The 25,251-nt window shown below is 71.7% G+C and carries 19 protein-coding genes; 10 read left to right on the top strand and 9 right to left on the bottom strand.

The window, feature by feature from the left end; all coding sequences use genetic code 11:
* Together CA983_RS16095 and CA983_RS16090 are read left to right on the top strand one after the other, a co-directional pair.
* Positions 1–2,131: glycoside hydrolase family 35 protein (locus CA983_RS16095; RefSeq protein ID WP_086601588.1), on the top strand; the 2,131-nt coding region annotated here is incomplete at its 5' end.
* A gap of 89 nt (positions 2,132–2,220) precedes the next feature.
* Positions 2,221–3,327 carry a hypothetical protein gene (locus tag CA983_RS16090; protein ID WP_244206918.1) on the top strand — a complete coding sequence of 369 codons (1,107 nt, stop codon included), beginning with the start codon at positions 2,221–2,223 and terminating at the stop codon, positions 3,325–3,327.
* A 9-nt stretch (positions 3,328–3,336) separates the two neighbouring features.
* Here the strand turns inward: CA983_RS16090 and arfA are convergent, their stop codons facing one another.
* The 5 genes from arfA to CA983_RS16065 form a co-directional block, all read right to left on the bottom strand.
* Complete coding sequence (gene arfA, locus CA983_RS16085; RefSeq protein WP_086601587.1) at positions 3,337–4,851, bottom strand: arabinosylfuranosidase ArfA; 1,515 nt, start codon at positions 4,849–4,851, stop codon at positions 3,337–3,339.
* A gap of 91 nt (positions 4,852–4,942) precedes the next feature.
* A complete protein-coding gene (locus CA983_RS16080; protein ID WP_086601586.1) occupies positions 4,943–5,914 on the bottom strand; it encodes an arabinan endo-1,5-alpha-L-arabinosidase in 972 nt (323 codons plus the stop codon).
* Positions 5,911–6,777 (bottom strand): carbohydrate ABC transporter permease, encoded by an 867-nt coding sequence (locus CA983_RS16075; protein ID WP_086601585.1) that lies wholly within the window; start codon positions 6,775–6,777, stop codon positions 5,911–5,913. Before CA983_RS16075 ends, CA983_RS16080 begins: the two co-directional genes overlap by 4 nt.
* Positions 6,774–7,712 (bottom strand): carbohydrate ABC transporter permease, encoded by a 939-nt coding sequence (locus CA983_RS16070; RefSeq protein WP_086601584.1) that lies wholly within the window; start codon positions 7,710–7,712, stop codon positions 6,774–6,776. The genes CA983_RS16075 and CA983_RS16070 overlap by 4 nt, the downstream gene beginning before the upstream one ends.
* Positions 7,709–9,067: an extracellular solute-binding protein gene (locus CA983_RS16065; RefSeq protein WP_086601583.1), complete on the bottom strand. Its 1,359-nt coding sequence runs from the start codon at positions 9,065–9,067 to the stop codon at positions 7,709–7,711. The genes CA983_RS16070 and CA983_RS16065 overlap by 4 nt, the downstream gene beginning before the upstream one ends.
* A gap of 233 nt (positions 9,068–9,300) precedes the next feature.
* On the opposite strand from CA983_RS16065, the gene CA983_RS16060 reads away from it, so the two are divergent.
* Genes CA983_RS16060 through CA983_RS16050 form a run of 3 tightly spaced genes read left to right on the top strand, consistent with a single transcriptional unit; the run spans position 9,301 to position 12,535 of the window.
* Positions 9,301–9,915: a toxin-antitoxin system, toxin component family protein gene (locus CA983_RS16060; RefSeq protein ID WP_208636976.1), complete on the top strand. Its 615-nt coding sequence runs from the start codon at positions 9,301–9,303 to the stop codon at positions 9,913–9,915.
* Positions 9,912–11,132 carry an MAB_1171c family putative transporter gene (locus CA983_RS16055; RefSeq protein ID WP_086601581.1) on the top strand — a complete coding sequence of 407 codons (1,221 nt, stop codon included), beginning with the start codon at positions 9,912–9,914 and terminating at the stop codon, positions 11,130–11,132. The genes CA983_RS16060 and CA983_RS16055 overlap by 4 nt, the downstream gene beginning before the upstream one ends.
* Positions 11,129–12,535, top strand: coding sequence for an NAD(P)/FAD-dependent oxidoreductase (locus CA983_RS16050; protein WP_208636975.1), 1,407 nt, complete (start codon positions 11,129–11,131; stop codon positions 12,533–12,535). Before CA983_RS16055 ends, CA983_RS16050 begins: the two co-directional genes overlap by 4 nt.
* Positions 12,536–12,560: 25 nt before the next feature.
* On the opposite strand, the gene CA983_RS16045 is transcribed toward CA983_RS16050, so the two are convergent.
* Both CA983_RS16045 and CA983_RS16040 read right to left on the bottom strand, forming a co-directional pair.
* On the bottom strand, positions 12,561–13,424 hold the full coding sequence (locus tag CA983_RS16045) for an SMP-30/gluconolactonase/LRE family protein (protein ID WP_086601579.1): 864 nt from the start codon (positions 13,422–13,424) through the stop codon (positions 12,561–12,563).
* Positions 13,421–14,194, bottom strand: a complete 774-nt coding sequence (locus CA983_RS16040; RefSeq protein WP_086601578.1) for an IclR family transcriptional regulator — start codon at positions 14,192–14,194, stop codon at positions 13,421–13,423. The genes CA983_RS16045 and CA983_RS16040 overlap by 4 nt, the downstream gene beginning before the upstream one ends.
* 238 nt (positions 14,195–14,432) lie before the next feature.
* Between CA983_RS16040 and CA983_RS16035 the strand changes: the two genes are divergently transcribed.
* Positions 14,433–16,481 (top strand): TerD family protein, encoded by a 2,049-nt coding sequence (locus tag CA983_RS16035; RefSeq protein ID WP_208636977.1) that lies wholly within the window; start codon positions 14,433–14,435, stop codon positions 16,479–16,481.
* 41 nt (positions 16,482–16,522) lie between these two features.
* On the opposite strand, the gene CA983_RS16030 is transcribed toward CA983_RS16035, so the two are convergent.
* Together CA983_RS16030 and CA983_RS46690 are read right to left on the bottom strand one after the other, a co-directional pair.
* Positions 16,523–17,767, bottom strand: a complete 1,245-nt coding sequence (locus CA983_RS16030; protein WP_086601576.1) for a PucR family transcriptional regulator — start codon at positions 17,765–17,767, stop codon at positions 16,523–16,525.
* Between the two features lie 2 nt (positions 17,768–17,769).
* Complete coding sequence (locus tag CA983_RS46690) at positions 17,770–17,922, bottom strand: hypothetical protein (RefSeq protein WP_010042314.1); 153 nt, start codon at positions 17,920–17,922, stop codon at positions 17,770–17,772.
* A gap of 214 nt (positions 17,923–18,136) precedes the next feature.
* On the opposite strand from CA983_RS46690, the gene pgfA reads away from it, so the two are divergent.
* The 4 genes from pgfA to CA983_RS16010 form a co-directional block, all read left to right on the top strand.
* Positions 18,137–19,132, top strand: coding sequence for a cell envelope lipid trafficking protein PgfA (gene pgfA, locus CA983_RS16025; RefSeq protein WP_086601575.1), 996 nt, complete (start codon positions 18,137–18,139; stop codon positions 19,130–19,132).
* 205 nt (positions 19,133–19,337) lie between these two features.
* The gene (locus tag CA983_RS16020; RefSeq protein WP_086601574.1) at positions 19,338–20,489 is read left to right on the top strand and encodes a glycosyltransferase family 4 protein; all 1,152 of its coding nucleotides are present in this window, start codon (positions 19,338–19,340) and stop codon (positions 20,487–20,489) included.
* A complete protein-coding gene (locus tag CA983_RS16015) occupies positions 20,489–21,271 on the top strand; it encodes a class I SAM-dependent methyltransferase (protein WP_086601589.1) in 783 nt (260 codons plus the stop codon). The genes CA983_RS16020 and CA983_RS16015 overlap by 1 nt, the downstream gene beginning before the upstream one ends.
* Positions 21,268–25,251, top strand: a 3,984-nt coding sequence (locus CA983_RS16010) for an alpha-(1->3)-arabinofuranosyltransferase (RefSeq protein ID WP_244206916.1), incomplete at its 3' end; no start/stop codon positions are given. The genes CA983_RS16015 and CA983_RS16010, both read left to right, overlap by 4 nt.

Below are 25,251 nucleotides of genomic sequence, written 5' to 3'. Positions count from 1 at the left end.
CTTCGGGGCCGGCGGGGCGAAGGGCGGGGCCACGGCCAGTCCGCGCACGCCCGGGTTCGTGCCCGAGTTCGGCGGGGGCTGGTTCGACCCGTGGGGCGGGTCCTGGTTCGACGGCAAGGGGTACGCCGAGTCGCGCCGGACCCGGGACGCGGCGTACGAGCGGCGCTTCTACCTCACCAACCTCGCCAACGGCATCACGCTGCACAACGTCTACATGACGTACGGCGGCACCTCCTGGGGCTGGCTGCCCGCGCCGGTCGTCTACACGTCGTACGACTACGGGGCGGCCTTCGACGAGGCCCGCAACGCCACGCCCAAGCTCGCCCCGATGCACCAGATCGGGCAGTTGCTGCGCCACGTTCCGGACCTCGCCAAGCTGAACCGGGCGAAGGCCGTACGGGCCGCCGACGAGCGGATCAAGGTCTACCACCTGGTCAATCCCGACACCCGCGCCCACTTCTACGTCCTGCGCAACGACTCCGGCGAGGCGGTCACCTCGACGCTGCCCGACGCCGGGATCGACGTGCCGGTGACGGTCCCGGCGCGGGACGCCAAGCTGATCGCCGCCGGGCTGAAGCTCGGGAAGCGGACGCTGGTGCACGCCACCGTGCAGCCCATGCTGAGCCTGACCGCCGGGCGGCAGGAGATCGCGGTTTTCGCGGGCCGGCGGGGCGATCTGGCGCAGGTCGTGCTGGACTGCGCGGACGAGCCGACGCCCATGCGGCTGGACGCGGAGCCCGCGTGGTCCTGGAACCTCGGCAAGCTCAACGTCACCGCTCCGCTCGGCGCCGGCGGGCTGAGCCGGGTGCGGGTCGAGGGTGACGGCGTGGACACGCCGATGCTGCTGCTGTTCGCCGACGACGCGACGGCCCTGCGGCTGTGGCCGTACGAGACGCCGTCCGGCCCGCTGCTCGTCTACGGCCCGGCGTGGCTGCGCTCGGCCACCCTGCGCGGCTCCACGGTCCACCTCACCGGCGACACCACCGCGCAGACCGGCCTGGAGGTGTGGGGGCCGCGCGGCATCACCCATGTCACGTGGAACGGGCGTCCGGTGCCCACCCGGATCAGCGCCTCCGGCAGTCTGCTCGCGCTGCGGCCGCTGCCCGGCGTGGCCCGGCCGGCGCTGCCCGCCCTGGACGGCTGGCGGCGGCGGACCGAGAACCCGGAGGCCGAGCCCCGCTTCGACGACTCCGGCTGGACGGCGGCCGACAAGAAGACGTCGTTCAGCACGACGCCCGTGCCCGACGGGCAGCCCGTCCTGTTCGCCGACGACTACGGCTTCCACTACGGCGACGTCTGGTACCGGGGCGAGTGGACCGGCGAGGGCGGCATCGAGTCCGTCTCCCTCGCCTACAGCACGGGCACGCAAGGCCTGCTGATGGCCTGGCTGGACGGCGAGCCGCTGGGCACGCACCGGATGCCGGTGCCGGACAAGGACCGGGCGCGGCAGGGGACTTGGACCGCCAAGGCCACCTTCGCCCTGCCGGAGGAGCTGCGGAAGCGGTTCCGTGAGGACCGCGGCGAGAGGGGTGACCGGCACGTCCTGTCCGTGCTCGTCCGGCGGATGCAGCACGACATGGACGGCAAGGCGCTCGACACGCACAAGGCCGCGCGCGGGCTGACCGCCGTCACCTTCGAGGGCGCCTCCCCGAAGGTGACCTGGCGGATCCAGGGCGCCACCGCGTCCGACCCGGTGCGCGGGCCGATGAACAACGGCGGGCTGTACGGGGAGCGCGAGGGCTGGCATCTGCCGGAGTACGACGACGGGGACTGGGAGGACGCCGAACTGCCGCGTGCCGACCGGCGGCAGGGCGTCACCTGGTACCGGACGGACTTCCGGCTGGACGTCGACCCGGGCGTCGACGCCTCCGTCGGGCTCGTCCTCGACGACGACCCGGAGCGGGCCTACCGCGTCCAGATCTTCCTCAACGGCTGGAACATGGGCCAGTACATCAACGACGTAGGCCCGCAGCACACGTTCGTGCTGCCGAACGGGATCCTGCGCACACGTGGTGCCAACACACTGGCGTTGGCGGTGCTGTCGGACGGAACCACACCGGCGGGGCCTGGGGATGTGCGGCTGACGCTGCTGGGGGCCGCCGCCGGAGGGGTGCCCGTCACACCGGTGTGACCGGATCGAGCCGTCCCCGTGCATTGCCTTCTCGGGCGGGCTGGGCCACCGTTTGGCCTTTCAGGTCGGCCGACAGGGAGGGGAACCTCGTGCGAAGACGGCGTTTCATCGGTGGATTAGGCGGACTGGTCGGGGCCGGGCTCGGGCTCGCCTCGATGCGGGGCGGGACGGCCTGGGCGGCTCCCGGACTTCTGGGTGAGGCCCGCGCGTGGGAGGCCGTCGCCGCCCCGGAGGCGAGCCCGGCCGCCCACTTGCTCGACGTGGCGGCCGCCGGCCCCGGCCTCGCCTGGGCCGTGGGCGAGGAGGGCCGCAACGGCGGTGTCCGGGGGACGGCGCTGGCCCTCGTGTGGGACGGCACGGCCTGGCAGCGCACCGGCCCCGGCTTCGGCGGCTACCTCCGCTCCGTGGCCGCGACGTCCGACGGCTCCGCCTGGGCCGTCGGCTCCGACACCTCCGGCACCGCCCGGCTGCTCGCCTGGGACGGACTGACCTGGCGGGAGGCCGACTACCCCGGGCGCGGATCGACCGGCACCACTCTCGCCCGGGTCACGACCGGCCCCCGGGGCCACGTCTGGATCTCCGGCCGGAACAGCGACGGCTCGGTGCTGCTGCACGGCCACCTGGACAAGTGGACCTGGCTGCCGGCACCCCCGGCCACGACCACCACCCCGCCCAACGGCGTCCACCGCGCGCCCTGCGGCGACATCTGGGTCTACGGCAGCGAGCTGGTCGCACGCTGGGACGGAGAGGCCTGGACCGTGCTGCCGACGCCCGGCGGGATCCGTGCCGGCTTCACCGGACTGCTCGCGGTCGCCCGCGACGACATCTGGCTGACGGGCTACGACTACGGCGTCGGCGGCCCGCCCGGCAAGCCCCCGGGCGTCCGGCTGCTGCACGGGGACGGCAGCGCCTGGGAGAGCGTCACGGCACCGTTCGGCGTCGGCATGCTGAGCGGCATCGTGGGGGACGCGCAGGGGCGGCCCGACCGTATCGCCGGGTGGGATTTCTGGGACCAGACCCGGGCCCACTATCTGCGCTGGGACGGCACGGCCTGGGTGAGCGAGCGGGGGCCGGTGGCCACGACCCCCGTCGTCATGAACTCCCTTGCCGCCGTGCCTGGTTCGGGCGGTTACTGGGCGGTGGGGACGACGTCGTCCTCGCCGTCCTCGTCCGCCCAGCTGCGCATCGAACGCTGACCGGGGGCCTCACGCCAGCCGGATCACGTTCCAGGACAGCGGCTCCAGGACGGTGCTCAGCGTGCCGTCCTGGAGAGCGGTGCCGTCGACCGCGTGCGGGGCCACCCGCCCGGGGTCGTCGAGGGTGTTGCGGGCGTCCGGGTCGGCGTCGGCGAGGGCGCTGTGCTCGACGACCGACGACAGGTCGAGCCCGTTCAGCGCGACCTCCAGCGGCAGCGACTCGGTGCGGCTGCGGTTCACCGCGAAGACCGTGACCGTGCCGTCCTCGGCGCGTACGGCGGTGGCGTGCAGCAGGTCCGTCTCGCCGAACTTCTTCGTCTCGTACGTCGGCGAGTCCACGCGGACGTCGAGGACCTGGCCGCGGCCGTACCGGGCGGCCTGGGCGAAGGGGAAGAACGTCGTCTGCCGCCAGGCCGGGCCGCCCGGCTCGGTCATGATCGGCGCGATGACGTTGACGAGCTGGGCGAGGCAGGCGACCGTGACGCGGTCGGCGTGCCGGAGCAGGGCGATGAGGAGCGAGCCGAAGACGACGGCGTCGGTGACGCTGTAGTTGTCCTCCAGGAGGCGGGGGGCCTCGGGCCAGTCGTCCTGCTCGAAGGTCTTCGCGCGGGCCTCCCACTCCGGCAGGTACCAGACGTTCCACTCGTCGAAGGAGAGGTTGATCCGCTTCTTCGACTTGAGCTTCGCGCCCACGTGGTCGGCGGTCGCGACGACGTTGTCGATGAAGGACTCCATGTCGACGGCGGAGGCCAGGAAGGAGTCGATGTCGCCGTTCTCGGGCCAGTAGTAGGCGTGCAGCGAGATGTAGTCGACGAGGTCGTAGGTCTCCTCCAGGACGGTCGCCTCCCACTCGGCGAACGTCGGCATGGACTGGCTGGAGGAACCGCAGGCGACGAGTTCGACGCCGGGGTCCATCTGGCGCATGGCCCGGGCCGTCTCGGCGGCGACCCGGCCGTACTCCTCGGCGGTCTTGTGGCCGGTCTGCCAGGGGCCGTCCATCTCGTTGCCGAGGCACCACAGCTTGATGCCGAAGGGGTCCTTGTCGCCGTGGGCGGCGCGGAGGTCGGACAGGGCGGTGCCCCCGGTGTGGTTGGCGTACTCCTGGAGTTCGAGGGCTTCCGCGACGCCTCGGGTGCCGAGGTTGACGGCCATCATGGGTTCGGACTGGGGGCCGATCTTGCGGAGGAAGTCGATGTACTCGGAGAGGCCGAAGCGGTTGGACTCCGTCGAGTGCCAGGCGAGGTCGAGGCGGCGGGGGCGGTCTTCGGCCGGGCCGACCGAGTCTTCCCATTTGTAGCCGGAGACGAAGTTGCCGCCGGGGTAGCGGATGGCGGTGACGCCGAGTTCGCGGACGAGGTTCAGGACGTCCTGGCGGAGGCCCTTGTCGTCGGCTGTGGGGTGGTCCGGTTCGAAGATGCCGGTGTAGACGCAGCGGCCGAGGTGTTCCACGAAGCTGCCGAAGAGGCGGGGGTTTACTTCGCCGACTGTGAAGGCGGGGTCGAGGGTGAATCGGGCCGTGTGCATGCTTGCCTTTCGAGGTTCAGTTTCGTCTGCAGGTGATTCGTGGCTGGTCGCGCCCACGCGGCGGAGCCGCAAATGTCACAGGCCCGCGCCCCTAAAGCAAACTCGGCCAACCCTTCTTGTTCCAGCTCAGGGTGTTCAGGCCCAGCTTCGGGGTGCCTTCGTCCTCTGCGTCGTAGTAGTGGTAGGCGAGGACATCCTTGCCCCTGTCCCTGAACACCGACTGGCCGCCCGTGCCGATGTAGCGGCCGTGGCCCTGGAGTACCAGGTCGCCGCCGCCCTCCAGCAGCGGCTTGCCCGTGCTGTCGACGTACGGGCCGGTCACGGAGGCCGATCTGCCCACTCTGATCTTGTAGGTGGAGTTCACACCCTGGCAGCAGGCGTCGTACGACGCGAAGAGGTAGTAGTAGCGGCCGTGCTTGACGATGGACGGGCCCTCGACGGCGTACGGGGCGTCCGGGCGGGTGGCCAGGTGATGGACCTGGGCGCCCGGGATCGCCTTGCCCGTCTTCGGGTTCAGCTCGACCATCCGGATGCCGGTCCAGTACGAGCCGAAGGACATCCACAGCTTCCCGTCGGCGCGGATGATCGCCGGGGCGATGGCGTTCCACGGGTCGGTCGTCTCCGAGGTGAAGGCCTTGCCGTGGTCGGTCCACGTGCCGGGCAGGCCCGTGCGGGACGTGGCGACGCCGATCGCGGAGTGGTTGCTGCCCCAGGAGGAGACGGCGTAGTAGAGCCAGTAGCGTCCGTCGCGCCGGGAGAGGTCGGGGGCCCAGGGGTCGGCCTTGTCGTTGTACTCGTACCACCAGGCCGGGGGCTCGGCGAAGGCGTTGCCGGCGTCGGTCCAGCGCCTGCCGTCCTCGGACAGGCGGGCGCCGATGATGCCGCCGGTGGAGTAGGCGACGTAGCCGCCGGACTTCAGGCGGGAGACGGTCGGGTCGTGGATGATCTGCTGGCCGGTGAGCGGGCGGGGGTCGGGGTAGGTCTCCGCCGCCTGTGCCGTGTGGGGCAGCAGGGTCAGGAGGGTGGCCGCCGCCAGGGCGGTGAGGGTTCTGCGCAGGGTCACTGTCCGGCCAATCCCGTGTGGGCGACGCCCGCCACGATCTGCCTCTGGAAGAAGACGAAGACGATGATCAGGGGCAGGCCCGCCATCAGGCCGCCGGCCATGAGCTGGGCCCACTGGATGCCGTAGGAGTTCATGACGGTCGCGATGCCGTTCGGCATGGTCATCAGGTCGGGGTTGTTGGTCACCATGTACGGCCACAGGAAGTTGTTCCACGAGGCGATGAACGTGAAGATGCCGACCGCGGCCAGGGAGGGGCGGGAGAGCGGCAGGACGATGGTGAAGAAGACGCGCCAGCGGCCCGCGCCGTCGATGAAGGCGGCCTCCTCCAGTTCGCGCGGGATGCCCTGGAAGAACTTGTAGAGGATGTAGACCATCGCGGCGGGCGCGCACTGGGGAAGGATCATGCCCCAGTAGGTGTCGACCATGCCCATCTGCTGGACGGTGGTGAACAGCGGGACGCCGAGGACGGCGGGCGAGACCATGAGGCCGGCCATGACCAGGCCCATCAGGGCGTTCTTGCCGCGGAACTCGGTGCGGGCGAAGCCGTATCCGGCGAGCGCGCTGACCAGCAGCACGACGGCGGTGACGCAGACGGAGACGACGACGGAGTTCACGAACCAGTTGGTGATGTTGCCGGTTTCGAAGATGGCCTTCCAGGCCTGGACGGTCCAGTCCTTCGGTAGCCAGTGCGTCGGCACCGCGACGGCCTCGGTCTCGGACTTGAGGGAGGTGAACAGGGCCCAGGCGAGCGGCGCCATGAACACCGCGGAGACGGCGGCGCCGAGCAGGGTGAGGACGATCTGACTGGGGGTCCAGGGCTTGCGGGCCTTCGGGGCCCTGACGCGGATCTGCGTGGCGGTCATCGCACGCCCTCCTCACGCTTGCGCAGCAGCCACATCCGCGCGACGGCGACGGACGCGACGATCACGAAGAAGATGATGGAGATCGCGGAGGCGTAGCCCACGCGGTAGCTGGTGAAGCCCTCTTCGAGGGTGTACTGGACGATGGTGCGCGTCGATTCCTCGGGGCCCGGAGTGAAGTCCATCATCACGACGGCCTGGTCGAAGACCTGGAGCGAGGCGAGGATCTGCAGGGCGATGACGAGGCCGGTGATGTTGCGCAGCATCGGCAGGGTGATGTGGACCATGCGGTGCCAGGCGTTCGCGCCGTCCAGCTTGGCGGCCTCGTAGAGGTGGTCCGGGATGCCCTGGAGGGCGGCGAGGTAGAGCAGGAAGCTGAAGCCGACCGTCCACCAGAGGGTGCAGATGACCACCGCGAGCATCGCGTAGGACTTGTCGGCCAGCCACGGCGTGTCGAGGCCGAAGACGTGGTTGATCATTCCGGTGCCGGGGTTGAACAGCCACTGCCACAGGTTGGCGGCCACGGTCGACGGCAGCAGGAACGGGGCGAAGAAGCACAGCCGCCACAGCCACTTGCCGCGCTCGATGTGGTGGGCGAGCATCGCGAGGAAGAACGCGAGGACCGCGATGCAGGGCACGACCAGGAGCGTGAAGTACGCGCTGTGGCCGAGCGTCTCCCACATCAGCGGGTCCTTGAGGGCCTCGCGGTAGTTGTCGAGGCCGACGAAGTTCGCGCTGTCGCCGGAGATGTTGGCGTCGGTGAAGCTGAGGTAGACGCCGCGCAGCAGCGGCCAGATCACGAAGAGCGCGAACAGGGTGAGGAACGGGGCGACGAACCAGCCGCCGTGCTGGAAGCCCTGCTTGCGGCGGACGGTGGCGGTGTCGGCGGCGGTCTTGGCGCGCGCCGGGGCGACGATGGTCTGAGCGCTGGTGGTCATGCGACCGCACCTCCCTGCGCGGCGGTCTTGCCGTCCATGGGGTTCTTCGACGCGAGCAGCCTGGTGAGTTCGCTCTTCATCCGGCGGGCGGCGGAGTCCGGCTTGGCGGAGCCCATCGTGGAGGAGACGACGATGGGGCCGACGCGCTGGGCGAGGATGCCGGTGGACCCGGCGAACCACACCTTCGGCTCGGTGGCCTGGTGGTCCATGGCCGAGACGTACTCGTTCTGCGGGGTCAACTTCTTGTACGCGTCCGTGGACAGCACCGGCCGGTAGGCGGGGATGTGGCCGCCGAGCGCCCACTGCTGGGCGTGCCTGATGATGTAGGCGGCGAGTTGGTGGGCTCCCTCGTTGGCGGGGCCGCCGCGGTCGGACTGGTGCGGCAGGACGAAGGCGTGCGACTCGGCGTGGGTGGCGGGCTTGCCGAAGACGGGCGGCAGCGGGGTCGCGCCGTAGTCGATTTTCGCCGTGTCGTAGACCGGCACCGACCAGTTGCCCTCCCAGACGAAGGGGGAGCCGTTGACGAACTGTTCGGCGCTCGCCGGGCCTCCGAAGGTCGGGTTGGCGTACCCGTCGGTGATGTGCCGGCGCAGGAACTGAAGGACCTGGGTGGCCTTGTCGGTGTCGAAGGTGACCTCGGTGTCGGTGTCGTTGAACCAGGTGCCGCCGAGCTGGGTGTAGAAGGCGACGAAGAACCACCACTGGAAGTTCTGGTCGCTGTTCCATATGCCGATGGTCTGCAGGCCCTTCTTGGTGGCCTTCTTGGCCTCCTTTAGCACGTCGAACCACTCGTCGGTCGACGTCACGGGCACCATCCGGCCGTTGTCGCCGAGCAGCCCCGCCTTCTTCAGCACGTCCTTGCGGTAGAAGCAGAGCTGGACGTGGCTGTCGAGCGGGACGGCGTAGAGCTTGCCGTCGATGATGCCGCGGTTCCACAGCTGGGGGTTGAAGTCCTGCTTCCGTACGCCGTACTCGGCGAGCAGGTCGACGTCCCAGGCGTCCAGGAGGCGCCCGGGCGAGAAGCCGGTGACCCGGCCCATGTGCATGACGCCGAGGTCGGGTGCGCGGTTGCCCGCGGCGGCCATGGCGAGCTTGGTGTAGAAGGGGCTGCCCCACTGGAGGGTGGAGTCCTTGACCGCGATGTCCGGATGGTCCTTACGGAAGGAGTTCAGCATCGCGATCATGTTGTAGCCGTCGCCACCGCTGAAGAGGTTCCAGTACCGCACGCGCGTGTTGGCGTCCGAGGCGAGTGCGTCGGTTCCGGTGCCGAGTGCGGCGAAGCCGAAGCTGCTCGCGACGGAGAGCCCGCCGAGCCCGGCGAGAAGCTGCCTGCGATTCAGGCCAGGTCGTCCCATGCCCTGCCCTTACTGTTCGATATGCCGAATAGTGCTCGTAACTTCGAACGGGACCGTAAGTTCGAAGCGCTCGCGCGTCAATGGGTCGGACAGGAAGTCGGGGCAGGACTTCTGGGCGAGTTCGGTCGTTCCCCGTTGAACTACGGACATCGGATCGCATGACGCGCACACTTTCGGGCGCGTAGTCTCGGACCCGCGGCCAAGCCGTCGGCCGGCGCTGAGAAGGGGGAGCGATGGGCATCGCGGGCGCGCGGGTGAGAGCGTCGCGAGTCGCCACCGCGCTCAGGCGGTCGCGGCGCGGATCCGCCATGCGCGGCCTGGCCGCCGAACTCGCCGCCGCGGTCCGGGCGCGGGAGCAGGTCCCGGCCGACGTACGGTCGTTGTGCCGGGCGCTGTGCGAGCAGATGAGCGCGCGGCGGGGCGGGCGCCCCGTCGAGCTGCGTTTCGAGCGGTTCCCCGACGAGATCGAAGTGACCGGCCTGTGGGTGGAGTTCCAGGACTTCGACCTGGTCATCGTCGAGGAGCGGGCCGAGGCGGTGCAGCAACTGGTCATCCTCGGGCATGAGTTGTGGCATCTGCACGCGGGGCACGGCCACCACCATGTCCCCGGTACGGCGGCGGCCCGGGCCCTGGACAGCGAACCCGGCTGGAAGTCCGTGGCGCTGACCGTGGCGGCCCGGGACGGCTCGCGCGAGCGGGACGAGGCCGAGGCCGACGAGTTCGGGCACCGGCTGGCGGCCGTCTTCCGCACCTTCGCGGACGGCACCGTCCCGGACGAGCCGGATGCCGCCCTCGATCCGGTGCGGCGGTCGATGGGCTACCGCGGACGCGGAGGCGGCGCGCGATGACCCACGCACGGGACGTCCTCGACGCCTTCTCCGTCTCCTTCTGGCTGCCGATCGGGGCGCTGACCATCGCCCTGGTCATGAAGCTGCCCAGCCTGGTGAGGATGTGGCGGGACCCGATGCTGCGGGCCGTCGGCGGGCTGCTGCTGTTCGCCTGTGCCGTGTTCGTCTTCGCGTCCCCGTCGGTCATCGGCTGGACCAACCGCGTCACCGGCGTGCCGAACATCGCGGCACCGCTGGTCTACTCGCTGCTCACCGCGCTGTGCGCGTCCTGGCTGCTGCTGATCGTCGCCTGGCGCAACGGCCTGTCCGACCGCTCGGGCGCGACGCGCCGCGCCGCCCGGTGGGTCGTCTTCGCCTACGCGGGCGTGGTCGTCGCCCTGTGGGTGCTGTTCTGGCTCGCGGACGTCCCCGTGGAACGCCGCCGGGACCTGGACACGTACTACGCCAACACGCCCTTCATGCGCGAGGAGATCCTGCTCTACCTGCTCGCGCACACCGTGGCCTGCTCGGTCACGGCCCGGCTGATCTGGAACTGGGTCCGCACCGACGGCCTCGACGCCTGGCTGCGCTGGGGCCTGCGCTTCCTGGGCGTCGGCTACGCGACGAACCTGCTCTTCGACGTCGCCAAACTCACCGCCGTCATCGCCCGGATGACGGGCCACGATCTGGACTGGCTGAGCACCTACCTGGCACCCTCGGCCGCCTGCCTGTCGGCCACCATGGTCGCGATCGGCTTCATCATCCCGCACGGCGGCCAGTACCTGCACGAGCGCTGGCGCATCCGGCTCGCCCACTGGCAACTGCGCCCCCTCTACCTGCTGCTGCGCACCGTGAACGGCGGCGGTGCCCCCTTCACCCCGCGCGCCACCGGCGAACTGCGCCTGATCCGCCGCGAGACGTACATCCGCGACGTGCTCCTCCAGCTCTCCCGGCACCTCGACGAGGACCTGCGGGAACGCTCCTACGACGCCGCCCTGGACCTCGGGTTCGAGCCCGGCCGGGGGGAGGCACTGGCCGCCGCCGTCACGATCCTGGACGCCGTCGCCGCGCGGGAGCGGGACCCGCAGACCGACAGCGCCGCCTCGCCGTCCGGCCCCGACACCGCCTACCTGCTCCAGGAGATCCAGGCCGTGTCCCTGGCCCTGCGTCACCGCGACCACATCGAGGCGGTACGCTCACGCGCGGCCGCCCCCGGGAGAGAGAACGCCCGCGCATGACTGACCGTCCCACCCCCGCCAGAACCGCCGTCGTCCTGGGGGGATCCCACTCYGGCATGCTCGCGGCCCGCGCCCTGGCCGACGTCGCCGACCGGGTCGTCGTCGTGGAGCGCGACGCACTGCCCGCCTCCCCCGGCCCCCGCAAGGGACTGCCGCAGGCACGGCACGCCCACATGCTCTGGTCGGGCGGGGTGCTGGCCATGGAGGAACTGCTGCCGGGGATCACCGGGGCGCTCCGGGAGGCCGGGGCGAACCGGCGGCCGGTCACGACGGACATGGTGGCCCTGGGCACGCGGGGCTGGTTCCGGCGCTGGGCCGAGTCCCACCACGTGATCCTCGCCGGCCGGGACCTCCTRGACGCCACGGTCCGCGCCCGGGTCCTGGCCGACCGGCGGATCGAGGTCGTCGAGCGGGCGGAGGCGGTGGGCCTGACCGGCACGGAGGCGGCCGTCACCGGCGTACGGATCCGGCCCCCCGACGGCCCCGAGCGGACCCTCGACGCGGACCTGGTCGTCGACGCCTCGGGCCGCGGCTCCCAGGCCGCCCGGTGGCTGACCGCCCTCGGCCTGCCGCCGGCGGAGCGACGCGAGGTCGACGCGGGCCTGGCGTACGCCAGCCGCCTCTACCTCGCCCCCGCCGCGGCCCGCGACGGCTTCCCCGTCGTCAACATCCAGCCCGACCGACGTGAGGGCGGGCCCGGCCGGGCGGGCTTCCTGCTGCCCATCGAGGAAGGCCGGTGGATCGTCACCCTGTCCGGCACGCGCGGCGGCCAACCGTCCCCGGACAACGACGACTTCGTCCCCTTCGCCCTCGAGGACCTGCGCCACCCCGTCATCGGCGAACTGCTCGAACGAGCCGAGCCGCTGTCCGACGTGGCGTACACCCGCACCACCGTCAACCGCCGGCACTTCTACGAGCGGATGCCGGTGTGGCCCGCGAACTTCGCCGTCCTCGGCGACGCCCTCGCCGCGTTCAACCCGCTCTACGGGCACGGCCTGGCCGTCGCCGCGCAGAGCGCCCTGCTCCTGCGGGACACGGTACGGCGGCACGGCTGGGCTGCTCCCGGGCTGTCCCGGCAGATCCAGAAGGCGGTGTCCCGCCCGGTCGGCGCGGCCTGGGACCTGGCGATCGGGCAGGACGTCTTCTACCCGGGCGCGACGGAACAGGGCCCCACGCTCCGGGACCGGCTCGTGACGGCGTACGTCGACCGGCTGATGTACACGGCGACGGGCAACGGCCGCATCGCCCGCCGGGTGACGGACGTGACGTCGCTGGAGCGGGGGGCGGGGGTGCTGCTGACACCCTCCGTGATGGTGGCGGCGGTGGCGGGCCCGCTGAAGCCGGCGCTGACGGCTCCGCCGCTGACGCCGGAGGAACGGAAGGCCGCCGGGTTGGACACTTAGCGGCGCCCGCCCCCACCAGCGGAGCTCAGCCTGCGAACGCGGGCTGCGCCAGGCCCTTCCCCGCCCTCGGCACCACGAACAACGAGCCCGCCAACGCAGGCGGCTCCGTCAGCCCGACCCGAGCCGTCGTGATGTAAAGATCACTCAGCCCGGCCCCACCGAACGCACAAGCCGTGACCAAGGGCACAGGCAACTCGATCACCCGATCCAGCCGCCCCTCCGGCGTGTACCTGCGCACCGCCGCCCCCTGCCACAACGCCACCCACACACAACCGTCGGCATCCACGGTCAGCCCGTCGGGAAACCCCGCGCCGTCCTCGATCACGGCGAGGGTCCGCCGCCCGGACAGCCGCCCGTCCGCGTGGTCGAAGACGTCGACCCGCCGGGTCGGGGAGTCGATGTAGTACATGAGCCGGCCATCGGGACTCCACCCCGTGCCGTTGCTCACGGCCACGTCGTCGAGGACCACCTCGACCGAGCCGTCACCGGTGATCCGGGACAGCGTGCCGCCCCCGGGTGCCTCGTCGTAGCGCATCGTGCCGGCCCACAGCGAGCCGTCCGGCGCGACGGCGGCGTCGTTGGCGCGGCGGCCGGGCACGGGCTCGCGGTGCAGCCAGCGGAAGCCGCCGTGGGAGTCGCCGTCGGGGTCGAGGAGACCGATGCCGTCGCGCAGGTTGAGCACCAGCCCGCCCCCGGCCCGCGGCTTGACCGCACCCACGTGCTGTTCCGTCCGGCGGACCGTGCGGCGCCCCGTGGCCGGGTCGTAGGTGTGCACCCGGCAGCCGAGAATGTCGATCCACAGGAGCCGGCCGGCCGCCGCATCCCAGGTCGGCCCCTCGCCGAGCTCGGCCTCGGCGCGTACGGCGACCTCGTACGGCGTCGTCGTCATGCCACGCTCCGGTAGCCGAGGTGCTCGGACAGCTCGGCGGCGCCCTTCGCGGCGAGCTGCTCCAGCTCGGCGCGGCGCTCCTCGCTCCAGCGGATCATGGGCACGGAGATCGACAGGGCGGCGACGACCTGGCCGGTGCGGTCGCGGACCGGTGCGGCCACGCAGCTCACGTCCGGGTTGGACTCGCGGCTCTCCACGGCGATGCCCCGCTCACGGATCCCGGCCAGGGTCTCGCGCAGAGCGGCCGGGTCGGTGATGCTGTTGGGGGTCATCGCGACCAGCTCGGCGCCGTCGGGGAACCGCGCGGCGAGCTCGTGCTCGGGAAGGGAGGCCAGCAGCATCTTGCCGACGGAGGTGCAGTGGGCGGGCAGCCTGCGCCCGGCCGCCGACACCATCCGCACGGCGTGGGTGGAGTCGACCTTGGCGATGTAGATGACGTCCGTGTCCTCCAGGATCGCCACGTGCACCGTCTCGTCGCAGGTCTCGGCGACGGACCGGGCGACCTGCTGCCCCTCGGCCGCGAGGTCGAGCTGCTCGGCGTAGCGGGCACCGAGCTGGTACGGGCGCACGCCGAGCCGGTAGCGTCCGGGCTGGCCGGGCACGGGGACGATGTACTTCCGGGCGGCGAGCGTGGTCACCAGCTCGTGCACGGTCGTGCGCGGCAGCTGGAGCTTGCGCACGATGTCGGGGGCGGAGAGCGTCCCGTCCCCGTCGAGAAAGAGCTCGAGAATGTCGAGAGCCCGGGTCACGGCTGGTACAAGGCGTCCCACGACCGGCCCCCTCCCTATATGTCTCAGGCGCCTGGGTTCGCGATATCAGCGTTCGAGATATCAACAGGCGATCGGCATGACGAACACAGGCTAGCCATAGAGGTTTGCCCGGGCAATGGGCAGAGGCCTGGCGGACGGAAACCCACGAGCACACCACAGACACGTTCAGTGCACATTAAAGTGCCCTGTGTGCGACACGTCACAGGTGTCGCAAGGGTGGGGGATCTCTGTGCGTGACATGACCATGGGCTCGAACGTGTCTTTGACGGCCCTGAGCGAGAACATCGAATCCGCGATTGTGAGTCTGGGCTGGTCCAGCCCGACCGGCGAGGGCGACGCCGACGTGTCCGTCCTGCTGCTGGACGCGGACGGCAAGGTACGCAGCGACGCCGACTTCTACTTCTACAACAACCCGGTGGCCGCCGACGGCAGTGTGCAGCTCCTCGGCAAGGAACCGACGGGAGACGGCAGCGAGGACCGGATCAGCTTCGACCTGACCGCGGTCCCGGCCGAGGTGGAGCGGATCGTCGTGGCCGCGAGCCGGTACGAGGGAGCGCGCTTCGGGGAGCTGGACGACCTGAAGGTCACGCTGGCGGACGCGGGCGGCGAAGGCCTCCTCCGGTTCGTCATCGAGGACGCCGGCCCGGTGAGCGCGATCATCTTCGGCGAGCTGTACCGGCGCGGTGAGGAGTGGAAGTTCCGGGCCGTCGGGCAGGGCTACGAGAGCGGGCTGGCGGGGCTGGCGACGGACTTCGGCGTCGACATCGAGGACGACGAAGCGGAGTCCCCGGAGGCGGTCGCGGAGGCGGAAGCGGTCGCGGAGGCGGAGGCGGTCGCGGAGGAGTCATCGGCCGCCGTCCCCGCCGAGGCCCCGCCGCGGACGACGCTGGAGGCCGTCCCGGCACCACGCCCGCCGGCCGACGAGGAAGCCGCCCCGAAGAAGCGGACGGCCCGGCCCCGGACCGCGAAGAAGAAGGTCACGCCGCCCAGGGCGCCCGTGAAGAGCCTGGCGGAGAACGAGTCCTGGAAGCAGGCCCGGCTCTTCCCGGTGTCGGCACTCAAGAGCGACCGGGACCGGGAGACGCGCTCCACCTCGGTGCTGTTGTCGGTGATGGCCCAGGTGCCCCGGTTCGGCAGGCGGATCACCGCCCCGTTCGGTGCGCCGTCCGGCCGTATGGAGACCTTCACCGAGGTGTCCCTGCCGCACGGCGACACCCCACGGCGCCCCGACGGAGTGATCCGCGTGGAGCGCGCCGGGAAGCTGTGGACGGCGCTCGTGGAGACCAAGACCAACGGCAATCCCCTGAAGTCCGATCAGGTTCAGGCCTACATGGACATCGCCGCCCGGCGGGGTTACGAGGCCGTGATCACGCTGTCGAACGACGTCGCGCTGGAGGGCAGTCCGCTGGTCGACGTGAAGATCGACCGGCGGCGCAAGCACCAGGTGGCTCTCTGGCACCTGTCGTGGGCCGAAGTGGCCCATCAGGCCCAGATGCTGATCCGTCACGAGGGTGTCGGGAACGCGGCGCGCACCTGGCTGCTCCAGGACCTTCTGCATTACCTCCAGCACGAGAACTCCGGTTGCCACGGGTTTCAGAACATGGGCTCGGCCTGGGTGCCGGTCCGCAACGGCATCAGTGACGAGACGCTCTGCCAGGGCGACCCGCGCGCCCTGGAGGTCGTCGAGAGCTGGGAGCGGCTCATCCGCCAGGTCTGCCTGCGGCTCGGCGGCGAACTCGGGCAGAAGGTGCTGCCCGCCCAGCGCACCAGGCGCGGCATCGATCCGGGGGCCCGCCGCGCCCGCCTGGCCGACCAGTTGTGCGTGGAGGGCAGGCTCCAGGCGGAGTTGCGGGTCGAGGGCGCACCCGGGCTGCTCACCGTCAGCGCGGATCTGCGGACCGCCAAACTGCGTACGTCCGTGGAGATCCCGGCACCCGAGCAGGGCTACCCGCTGACCTGGGCCAAGCGTCTGGTCCGCCGCCTCGCCGAGGCGCCGGCGGATCTGCACGTCGAGACGCTGGTGGAGGGCGGGACGGGCGGCCCTCGGGGCACACTGGAGCGGCTGCGGCCCGAACCGGCGGATCTGCTCCCGAAGGACAGCGCCGCCCGCATCACCGGCTTCCGTCTGTCCCTCTTCAAGGGCATGGGCAGCGGGCGCGGCAGCGCCGAGTCCGGCTTCATCCGCAGCGTCGACGATGCCGTGCACCGGTTCTACACCTCGGTGGTGGTTCATCTGGACGCTCCGGCATCCGGGCGGGCCATGGCGAAGGAGCGGGCCGCGGTGTGACAGCGGGGCGGCGGTGATCATCGCCGGGTGCGCAGCCCGGCTCACCGCCGCGGACGCACCGCCCCCAGCTCCCCCCGCAGCCGCTGCGCCCGCAGCACCAGCTCCAGTTCGAAACGCCGGTCGGGGTCGTCGATCTCGTCGCCCCACAGTTCGCGGATCTGGCGGAGCCGGTAGCGGACGGTCTGGGGGTGGACGCCGAGCCGGGTCGCGACCTCCGGTGCTCCGCCCCGGGTCTCCAGCCAGGCCAGGAGGGTCTCCGCGAGGCGGCGGCCGTGGGTGGGGCCGCAGTGGGTGAGGGGGGCCAGGCATCTCAGGGCCAGGTCGTCGATCAGTTCCTCGGGCTGGAGGAGGACCAGCGCCTCGGTGTGCTCGGTGCAGTAGAGGACCTCGCCCGAGGGGAGCAGGTCCCGTTCCATGAGACGTACGGCGGCCTCGGCCCAGCGCAGTGACTTCGCCGCGTCGGTGAGCGGGACGGGCGGGCCGATCGCGCCGGACCAGCCGGCCAGGGCCCGGTGCAGGAGTTCGGGGCGGCCTGCCGCGTCCGGCTCCGGCACGACCATGCGGGGCTGCTCGTACTCCATGTCGAGCAGGACCCCCTGGCCCACCGCGGGGGCCATGGCCTCCCGGGCGGGGCGCAGCAGGACGCCGACCGCGACCTTCTCCGGCAGGGGCCAGCCGATGCGGGCGGCGCGTTCGGTGAAGGCCTCGGTGGGGTCGCCGCGGTGGTGCTCGGCCAGCAGGAGTTCCATCAGGCGGCGCTGGAGGCGCAGGCGTTCGCCGGCCTGGCGGGCCGCGGCCTCGGCGTAGCCGCGTACGGACTGGTCGACCAGGCCGTCCAGGTACTCGTAGCCCGCGTCCACGAGTTCGTACATCGCCGGGGGCGGGATCTCCACGCGCTGGCCGATGTCGGCGAAGCGGCGCCAGGCCAGGCGTACGCCCATGCGGTAGATGGCCTGGAGGGAGTCGAGCGAGCGGCCGTTGAGGCCCTCGCCGCGGCCGAAGTCCTGGAAGACACCGGGCGGGACGGTGGGCCGGCCCTCCGAGTTCTCCAGGTGCTGCACGAAGACCTCGATGGCGCGGCGGATGCCGACCAGGGCCATGGGCTCGCCGGAGTCGTCGAGAACGACGGGCAGGTGCGGGTACTCGCGCTGTATCTCGCGGAGGATCTCCTCGGCGAGCTCGGGCGCCTCGGCCATGGCGATCGCCGCGAACCGGCGCACCTGAAAACGCGGTACGTCGTGCCAGGCCGAGCGCGTGGTGACGGTTCCGGTGCGGGCAGCCGTCACCGTCAACTCCCCTGCCCGGCCTGCTCATAGGTGATCAGGGGCGTGTTCGGCTGGTCGGGTGTGGCTTCGAGCAGCGCGACGACGCCCAGCGCGGCGCCCACGGCTAGGGCGGCGGCGAGCGCGACGGTCAGCGCGGCAGCGAGCAGTCTCGACATCGCAGGGTCAGCCTCTCTGTCCGGATTCGTCCGGAGATCGTCCGGAGGTTGCCCCACCCCGGCACCCCGTCCCTGCCTGTCGCGCCCAGTCTCGACAAGCATTGACACCCCGTCAAGAGCCGCCTACGGTTCCCGGCCCAGCCGCACGCGCTGTATTCCCCGCCGTGCCGGCCTTCTCGTACGTCGAGCCGCCCCAAGCCACTGGAGTGCCCGGATGCGCCGTACTACCTCTCCTTTTTCCCTGATCCTGCTGGGTCTCGGCACGTTCCTGCTGGTGCTGGCGCCACTGCTCGCCTGGTACGTGCAGCCGCGTGCCGCGGTGAACCCGATCGACATCGACACGACCGCCGTCTACACGGGCCGGGGCAGCGTCTTCGACACTGACCGGATCGAGACGGTGCCCGACCGGAAGATCACCGTGACCCAGCGGGTGCGGGGCAACGTCGAGGACAGCGAACGCAGCGGCAACGCCGTCTGGGACGTGACGACCACGGTCGACACCGACAAGTCGCTGCCGGCTGCCGACCCGCACGACGCGCTGGACTTCGTGCCGCACCGCTGGGTGATGGACCGCAAGACCACCCGGCCCGTGCACTGCTGCGGCGAGAAGCCGTACATCGAGGGCGAGGCCTATCTGAAGTTCCCCTTCGACGTGCAGAAACGCTCGTACCAGTGGTGGGACAACACCCTCGGCGACACGGTCGTGCTGCGCTACCGGGGCACCGAGAAGGTCCAGGGCTACACGGGCTACAAGTTCACCGGCTCCGTGCCGCCGACGAGGACCGGCACGCGGATGGTCCCCGGCAGCCTCGTCGACCAGCCTCAGCGGCCGCAGGTGCTGGCCGAGGAGTGGTACTCCAACCACGGCTTCGAGCTGGTCGTCGACCAGGCCACCGGCCGGGTGATCTACGCGCAGACCGGGCCCAAGCGGACCCTGCGGGCGCCGGGCGGGAAGAAGGACGCGGCCGTGCTGCTGGACAGCCGGAAGCTCTCGTTCACGACCGAGACGCAGAAGGAGGCCGTGCGGCAGGCGAAGCGGGACAGCGGTCAACTGCGCATGGTGGGCACGACGTTGCCGATCGGGGCCGGTGTGGCGGGTGTGCTGCTCGCGGTGGCGGGTGGCGTTCTGGTGGCGCGTGGGCGGAAGGAGCCGGAGCAGCCCGCTCCGTCCGATACGCCCAGTACGCCCCAGCCCACCCTCACGATGTGATGTGACGTCAGCTCTAACAAAGCCCGAAATTGTCACGCCGGTGAGTAGCCGTGGAGAACGTCCGGGCGAAAACTGTCCAACCCCACCCGAGCACAACCCGTCCACACTCCCCTCCCAGGAAGGGCTCAGGCCCCCCACAGCAAGACCCCCAGAGCCAGACCTGCCCCCACGCTAGTTCCGCACCCCGAGACGAGTTGGAGCACCCATGCCCCAGCACGTGCCGTCCCAGCTGCGCGCCGCGTCCCCCAGCGCGCCGCAGCACCTTCCGGCGCTTCCCCCACATCCGCGCCGGATCGTCTTCCTGGCCCATCGTGATCTGGACAATCCGTCCGCCGGCGGCTCCGAGCTGCTGGTCGACAAGCTCGCCGACGGCCTGACCCGGCTCGGCCACCAGGTGACCCTGCTGTGCGGGGGCCCCGCGGCCTTCCGGGACTACCGGGTCGTCTCGGCGGGCGGCCCGTACGGGCACTATCTGCGCGCCCGGTCGGCCTTCGCCCGCCAGGTCGGCGACTGCGACCTGCTGGTCGAGGTGTGCAACGGCATGCCGTACCTGGCGCCGCTGTGGCACTCCGGGCCCACGCTGTGCCTGGTCAACCACGTCCATACCGACCTGTGGAAGATGCGCTTCGGCGGGCCGCTGGCCCCGGCCGCGCGGATCGGCCGAAGACTCGAACACTGGGCCCTGACCGGGGCGCAGCAGCGGAGTCTGCTGGTCGCGGTCTCCCCTTCCACCGCCCACGCGCTGCGCGCGATCGGCGTCGAGCGGGACCGTATCCGGGTCGTGCACAACGGCGTCGAGGAGCCGGCGCCGCGGGCCGAGCGCTCCCCCGAGCCGTTGTTCGTCGCCGTCGGCCGACTGGTCGAGTACAAGCGGATCGATCTGCTGCTGCGGTTGTGGGAGCGGGTGCGGCCGGTCACCGGCGGGCGGCTGGTGATCGTCGGTGACGGGCCGGAGCGGGCCCGTCTGGAACAACTCGCCGGGCCCGGCGTGGAGTTCACCGGCTATGTCTCGGAGGCCGAGAAGCACCGGCTGCTGTGCGCGGCCTGGTTGTTGCTGCATCCCTCCGCCGTGGAGGGGTGGGGTCTGGTCGTGACGGAGGCAGCGGCGCGGGAGACGCCGACCGTGGCCTTCGACGTGCCGGGGCTCAAGGACTCCGTGGTGGACGGTGAGACCGGAGTTCTCGCGCGCGGCGAGTCCTCGTTCGCCGCCGCGTGGTGTGCGCTCGGCCTGTCCGGGTCGCGGCGGGAGCTGATGGGCAAGGCGGCCCGGGAGCGGGCGGCGCAGTTCCGGTGGGACCGGACTGTGCGGCAGTTTCGGGCGGTGGCCGCGGAGGCGGTGAGGGGCTGGGCTCCGTGATACCGCCGAAGCGCCCACGCGGCGGAGCCGCACATGTCACAGCCCCGCGCCCGCAGGGAAAAGACCCCTCCTTGCGACGGTCTCTCGCCCTGTTCCGCGCCTTCCTCCACGAACAGGACGATCCCGAAAGCTGCTACTCGCTGCTCGCCCGGGACGCCGCCGACCAGGTCGAGGCCTACGACGGGCCCGTCGCCGGACGTACCGTCGTCGACGTCGGCGGCGGCAGCGGCTACTTCACCGAGGAGTTCCGGCGACGCGGAGCCCACGCGTTCCTCTTCGAGCCGGACATGGCCGAACTCGGCGAGAAGCCCCCCGACTCGGCCGTCGTCGCCGACGGATACCTGCTGCCCCTGCGGGACGGCGTCGCGGACGTCACGTTCTCCTCCAACGTGCTGGAGCACGTGGCCGACCCGGAGACGTTCCTGAGTGAGCTGGCCCGGGTGACGCGGCCCGGCGGGCTGATCTACGTGTCGTTCACCAACTGGCTGTCGCCGTGGGGCGGGCACGAATGGGCCCCGTGGCACTACTTCGGTGCCGAGCGGGCCCGGGCCCGCTATCTGCGGCGGACCGGCAGGCCCGCCAAGCACACGCTCGGCGAGAACCTGTTCGCGGTGCACATCGGATCCACCCTGCGGCAGGTGCGTGCCCGGGACGACGTCACGGTCGTCTCAGCGCGCTCCCGCTACTGGCCGTTCCTCGCGGAGGCCGTCGTCAAGGCGCCCGTCCTCCGTGAGTTCGCCACCTGGAACCTCCTCCTCATTCTGCGGCGGTGCCCTACATGACAACCACGGTCCAGGCTCCTCCACCGGCAGCCGTCCCCACCACCGCGACCGCGGCGGGCCCGCCCGAGGGCCCGCGGTCGCGGCGCTGGCTGCTGGGTTTCTGGGCCGTGGTGTTCGTGCTGTTCCTGGCGGTGCAGCCGGGACGGCAGACGTTCGACACCAAGCTCGGTGTGACGGTCGACCCGGGTCAGTTCCTCGCCGACCTGGGGCAGTTGTGGCACGACCGGGCCGGGTTCGGCGGGATCCAGGACCAGTACGTCGGCTATCTGTGGCCGATGCTGCCGTTCTACTGGCTGTGCGACCTCGTACAGCTGCCGGTGTGGCTGGCGGAGCGGCTGTGGATGTCGCTGATCGTGTCCGTCGCCTTCTGGGGTGCGCTGCGGCTGGCCGAGCGGCTGCGGGTGGGCAGTGGTGCCTCCCGGCTGCTGGGTGCCGTGGCGTACGCGCTGTGGCCGGTGTTCACCACCGTCATCGGCTCCACGTCGGCCGCCGCGCTGCCCGGCGCGTTCCTGCCGTGGGTGCTGCTGCCGCTGACGAACGAGCGGTACGCCGCCCGGGTCGCGGCCCTGCGGTCGGCGCTGCTGGTGCCGTTCATGGGCGGCGTGAACGCCTCGGCGACGCTGGCGTCCCTGCTGCCGGTCGGGCTGTATCTGCTGTCCCGGCCGCCCGGGCCACGGCAGCGCAAGCTGATCGCCTGGTGGGCTCCGGCCGTGATCGTCGTGACGGCCTGGTGGTGGGTGCCGCTGCTGCTGCTCGGCGTCTACGGCGAGAACTTCCTGCCCTATATAGAGACGTCGCAGACGACGACGGACACCATGTCCGCGACCGAGGCGCTGCGCGGCGCCGGGAACTGGGTCGCCTATCTGCACTTCGGTGAGGCGTGGCTGCCCGCCGGGTGGGCCGTGGCCTCGTCGGTCGTCGTGATCGTGTGCTCGGCGCTCGCGGCCGGGCTCGGTCTTGCCGGGCTCGCCCGGCGGGACATGCCCGAGCGGCGGTGGCTCGTGCTGACGGTGCTCGTGGCGGCACTGGTGCTGCTCGCCGGGTACGGCGGGGCGTTCGGGGCGCCGTTCCACGGGGTCGTGCAGGGCTGGCTGGACGGCTGGCTGTCGCCGTTCCGCAACATCTACAAGTTCCAGACGGGCCTGGCGCTGGCGTTCGTGCTGGGCCTGGCGCATCTGGTGGGTGTGGCCGCCGAGTCGCGCGGGGCCCGCCCGGTGCGCGGCCGGCGCTTCGCCCCGCTGGTCGCGGCGGTGCTGATCCTGCCCGGGCTGCTGTGGCCGTACCTCAACGGCTCGATCCTCAACCCGGGTTCCTTCCAGAAGCTCCCCACCTACTGGCAGGCCACGGCCGACTGGCTGGAGAAGTACTCGCCCGACTCGCGCGCCCTGGTCGTCCCCGCGACCGCGCACGGCGTCTACACCTGGGGCTCGCCCATCGACCAGCCGCTCGACGTGCTCGCCGAGTCGCGGTGGGCCCAGCGCGACTACGTCCCCTTCGGCACACCCGGCAACCGGCGCGCCATGGATGCCGTCGAGCAGGCGCTGCTGTCCGGCGCCGAAGTCCCGGGCTTGGCCGACTACTTGAGCCGGGCCGGGCTGTACTACGTCGTCGTACGCAACGATCTCGACCCCGACCAGATCGGCCATGTGCCGACCGCGACCGTCAAGCGCACCCTCGAACAGTCGGGGTACGAGCGGGTGACGGGGCTGGGGCCGGTGATGACCGGCGGCCGGATCGCGCAGGACGCCCCGCTCCAGGTCGAGGGGCTGTACGCGCGGCAGCGGGCGGTGGAGATCTACCGGCCGGCCGGCCAGAACGTGGTCCGGCCCGGGCAGGCGGGACTCATGCCGGTCTCCGACACGGCCGTGGTGTCCGGCGGCCCGGAGGCACTGCTGCCGCTGGCGTCGCGGCTGCGCGGGCGGGCGACCGTCCTCACCGGCGACAACCACCCGGGGCTCGGCACCCCGGCGGTGCAGGTGGTGGGCGACGGGATGCGGCGCGCCGACACCCGGTTCGGCGTGGTCAACGCCGGTACGTCGTACACGTACACGCGCGACGAGCGCAACGCGCCCGACGCCCAGCAGGACCCGGGCGAGAAGCCCCGCCAGATCCTGCCGACCGAGGGCGCGGAGCACCAGACGGTGGCCGAACTGCGCGGCGCCCGCTCGGTGACGGCCTCCTCGTACGGCAACTGGCTCTTCCACCTGCCGCAGTTCGACCCGGTGAACGCCTTCGACGGCAACCCGGACACCGCGTGGACGGAGGGCTCGCCGGACACGCCGGACGGGCAGTGGCTGCGCATCGGCTTCACCGGCTCCTATGACATGCCGTCCTCCTTCAAGGTCACGCCGCTGCCGCAGGAGAGCGTGCGGGCGGCGGCGACGAAGGTGCGGGTGGAGACGGAGAAGGGCGAGCGGACGAGCTTCCTCCGGCCGAACGGCACGGCGCAGAGCGTCAAGGCGCCCGAGGGCGGCACGCGGTGGATGAAGCTGACGATCGTGGACTCGGTGGAGCGCCGGGCCGGGCTCACCGGTGCGGGCTTCTCCGAGATCGACCTGCCGGACGTGCAGGTGACGCGGCTGCTGCGGCTCCCGGCGGACGCGGACGACGCGACCGCTGCCGCCACGGTCGTCTCCCTGCACCGGGCCTCCGACCCGACCGGCCTCTCCGCGACCGGTACCGAGGCCGGCCTGCACCGCCGCTTCACGACACCGGCCGCCGGGACGTACGAGGTGACGGCGAGCGCGGTGCCGGTGCCGGGCGAGGAACTCGACCGGCTGCTGTACGAGGTCGCGCCCGAGCAGCAGTCCCGGATCGTCGCCACCGCCGACTCCACGGCGAGCCTCGGCGCGGGCCTCGCGGCACGCAACCTCACCGACGGCGACCTGACGACGGCGTGGATCGCGGGCGACCGGCCGACGATCCACCTGAGCTGGGACGGCAAGCAGCCGGTCGGCGAACTCGTCCTGGCCCCCGCGGGCGGCCTGTCCACCCGCGCCTCCCAGGTGCACATCAGCTCCCCGGACGGCGCGACGATCGCCGGCGTCGACGAGAACGGCTGGGTCCGCTTCCCGCCGATCACCACCGACCGGCTCGACATCACGATCACCGAGACGGCCCCGCTGACCCTGCACAACCCGGTCGCCGACGAGAAGCTGCGCCTCCCGGTGGGCCTCACGGAGGCGTACATCCCCTCCCTCGACCAGTACCGCACCCCGCAGCCGGACGGCACCCGGAAGTTCTCCCTGCCGTGCGGCAAGGGCCCCGACGTGGCGCTGGACGGCGAGCTGTACCAGACGAGCGCGAAGGGCACCGTGCGTGACCTGGTGGAGCGGCGGGGCGTGGAGGTGACGCTCTGCCAGGAGGGCCGGAGCGACGCCGAGGTGCAGCTGTCCTCGGGCGACCACCGGCTGGAGGGCGGCGACGCCGGACCCCTCGCGCTGACGGACGTCACCCTGACCCGCGGGACGGTCCCGGAGGCCGCCGCGGCCGGGCGTGAGCTGCGGGTCCGGGACTGGCTGGGCGACCGGCGCGAGGTGACGGTCGGCTCGGGCGCGGCCTCGTACCTGACGACGTACGAGAACTACAACGACGGCTGGAAGGCCACCCTCGACGGCAAGGAGCTCACCCCGCTGCGGCTGGACGGCTGGCAGCAGGGCTGGCGGATCCCGGCCGGGGCGGGCGGCACGGTCAAGCTGTCCTACGAACCGGCCACCACGTACGACGCCGGGCTGATCGGCAGCGGGGTCAGCATCGCGGTGCTGCTGGGCCTGGCGCTCTGGCGCCGCAACGCCCCCAACCCCGACGCACCGCAACCGGCCCCGCCGCTGCCCGGCCTGTGGCTCGGCACGGTGGCGCTGACGCTGGTCGGAGCCGTCATCGCGGGCTGGCTCGCGCTGCTGGTCCCGGCGCTGGCGCTGCTCGCGGCCAGGCGGCACGCGCTGCTGGTGCCGATCGCGTTCGCGGCACTGGCGGGAGCG

Origin of the sequence: Streptomyces swartbergensis, from assembly GCF_002148965.1 — a bacterium.
Classification (GTDB): domain Bacteria; phylum Actinomycetota; class Actinomycetes; order Streptomycetales; family Streptomycetaceae; genus Streptomyces; species Streptomyces swartbergensis.
Note: the sequence above shows the minus strand (reverse complement) of the source record. Positions and strands in the feature narration are given on the sequence as shown.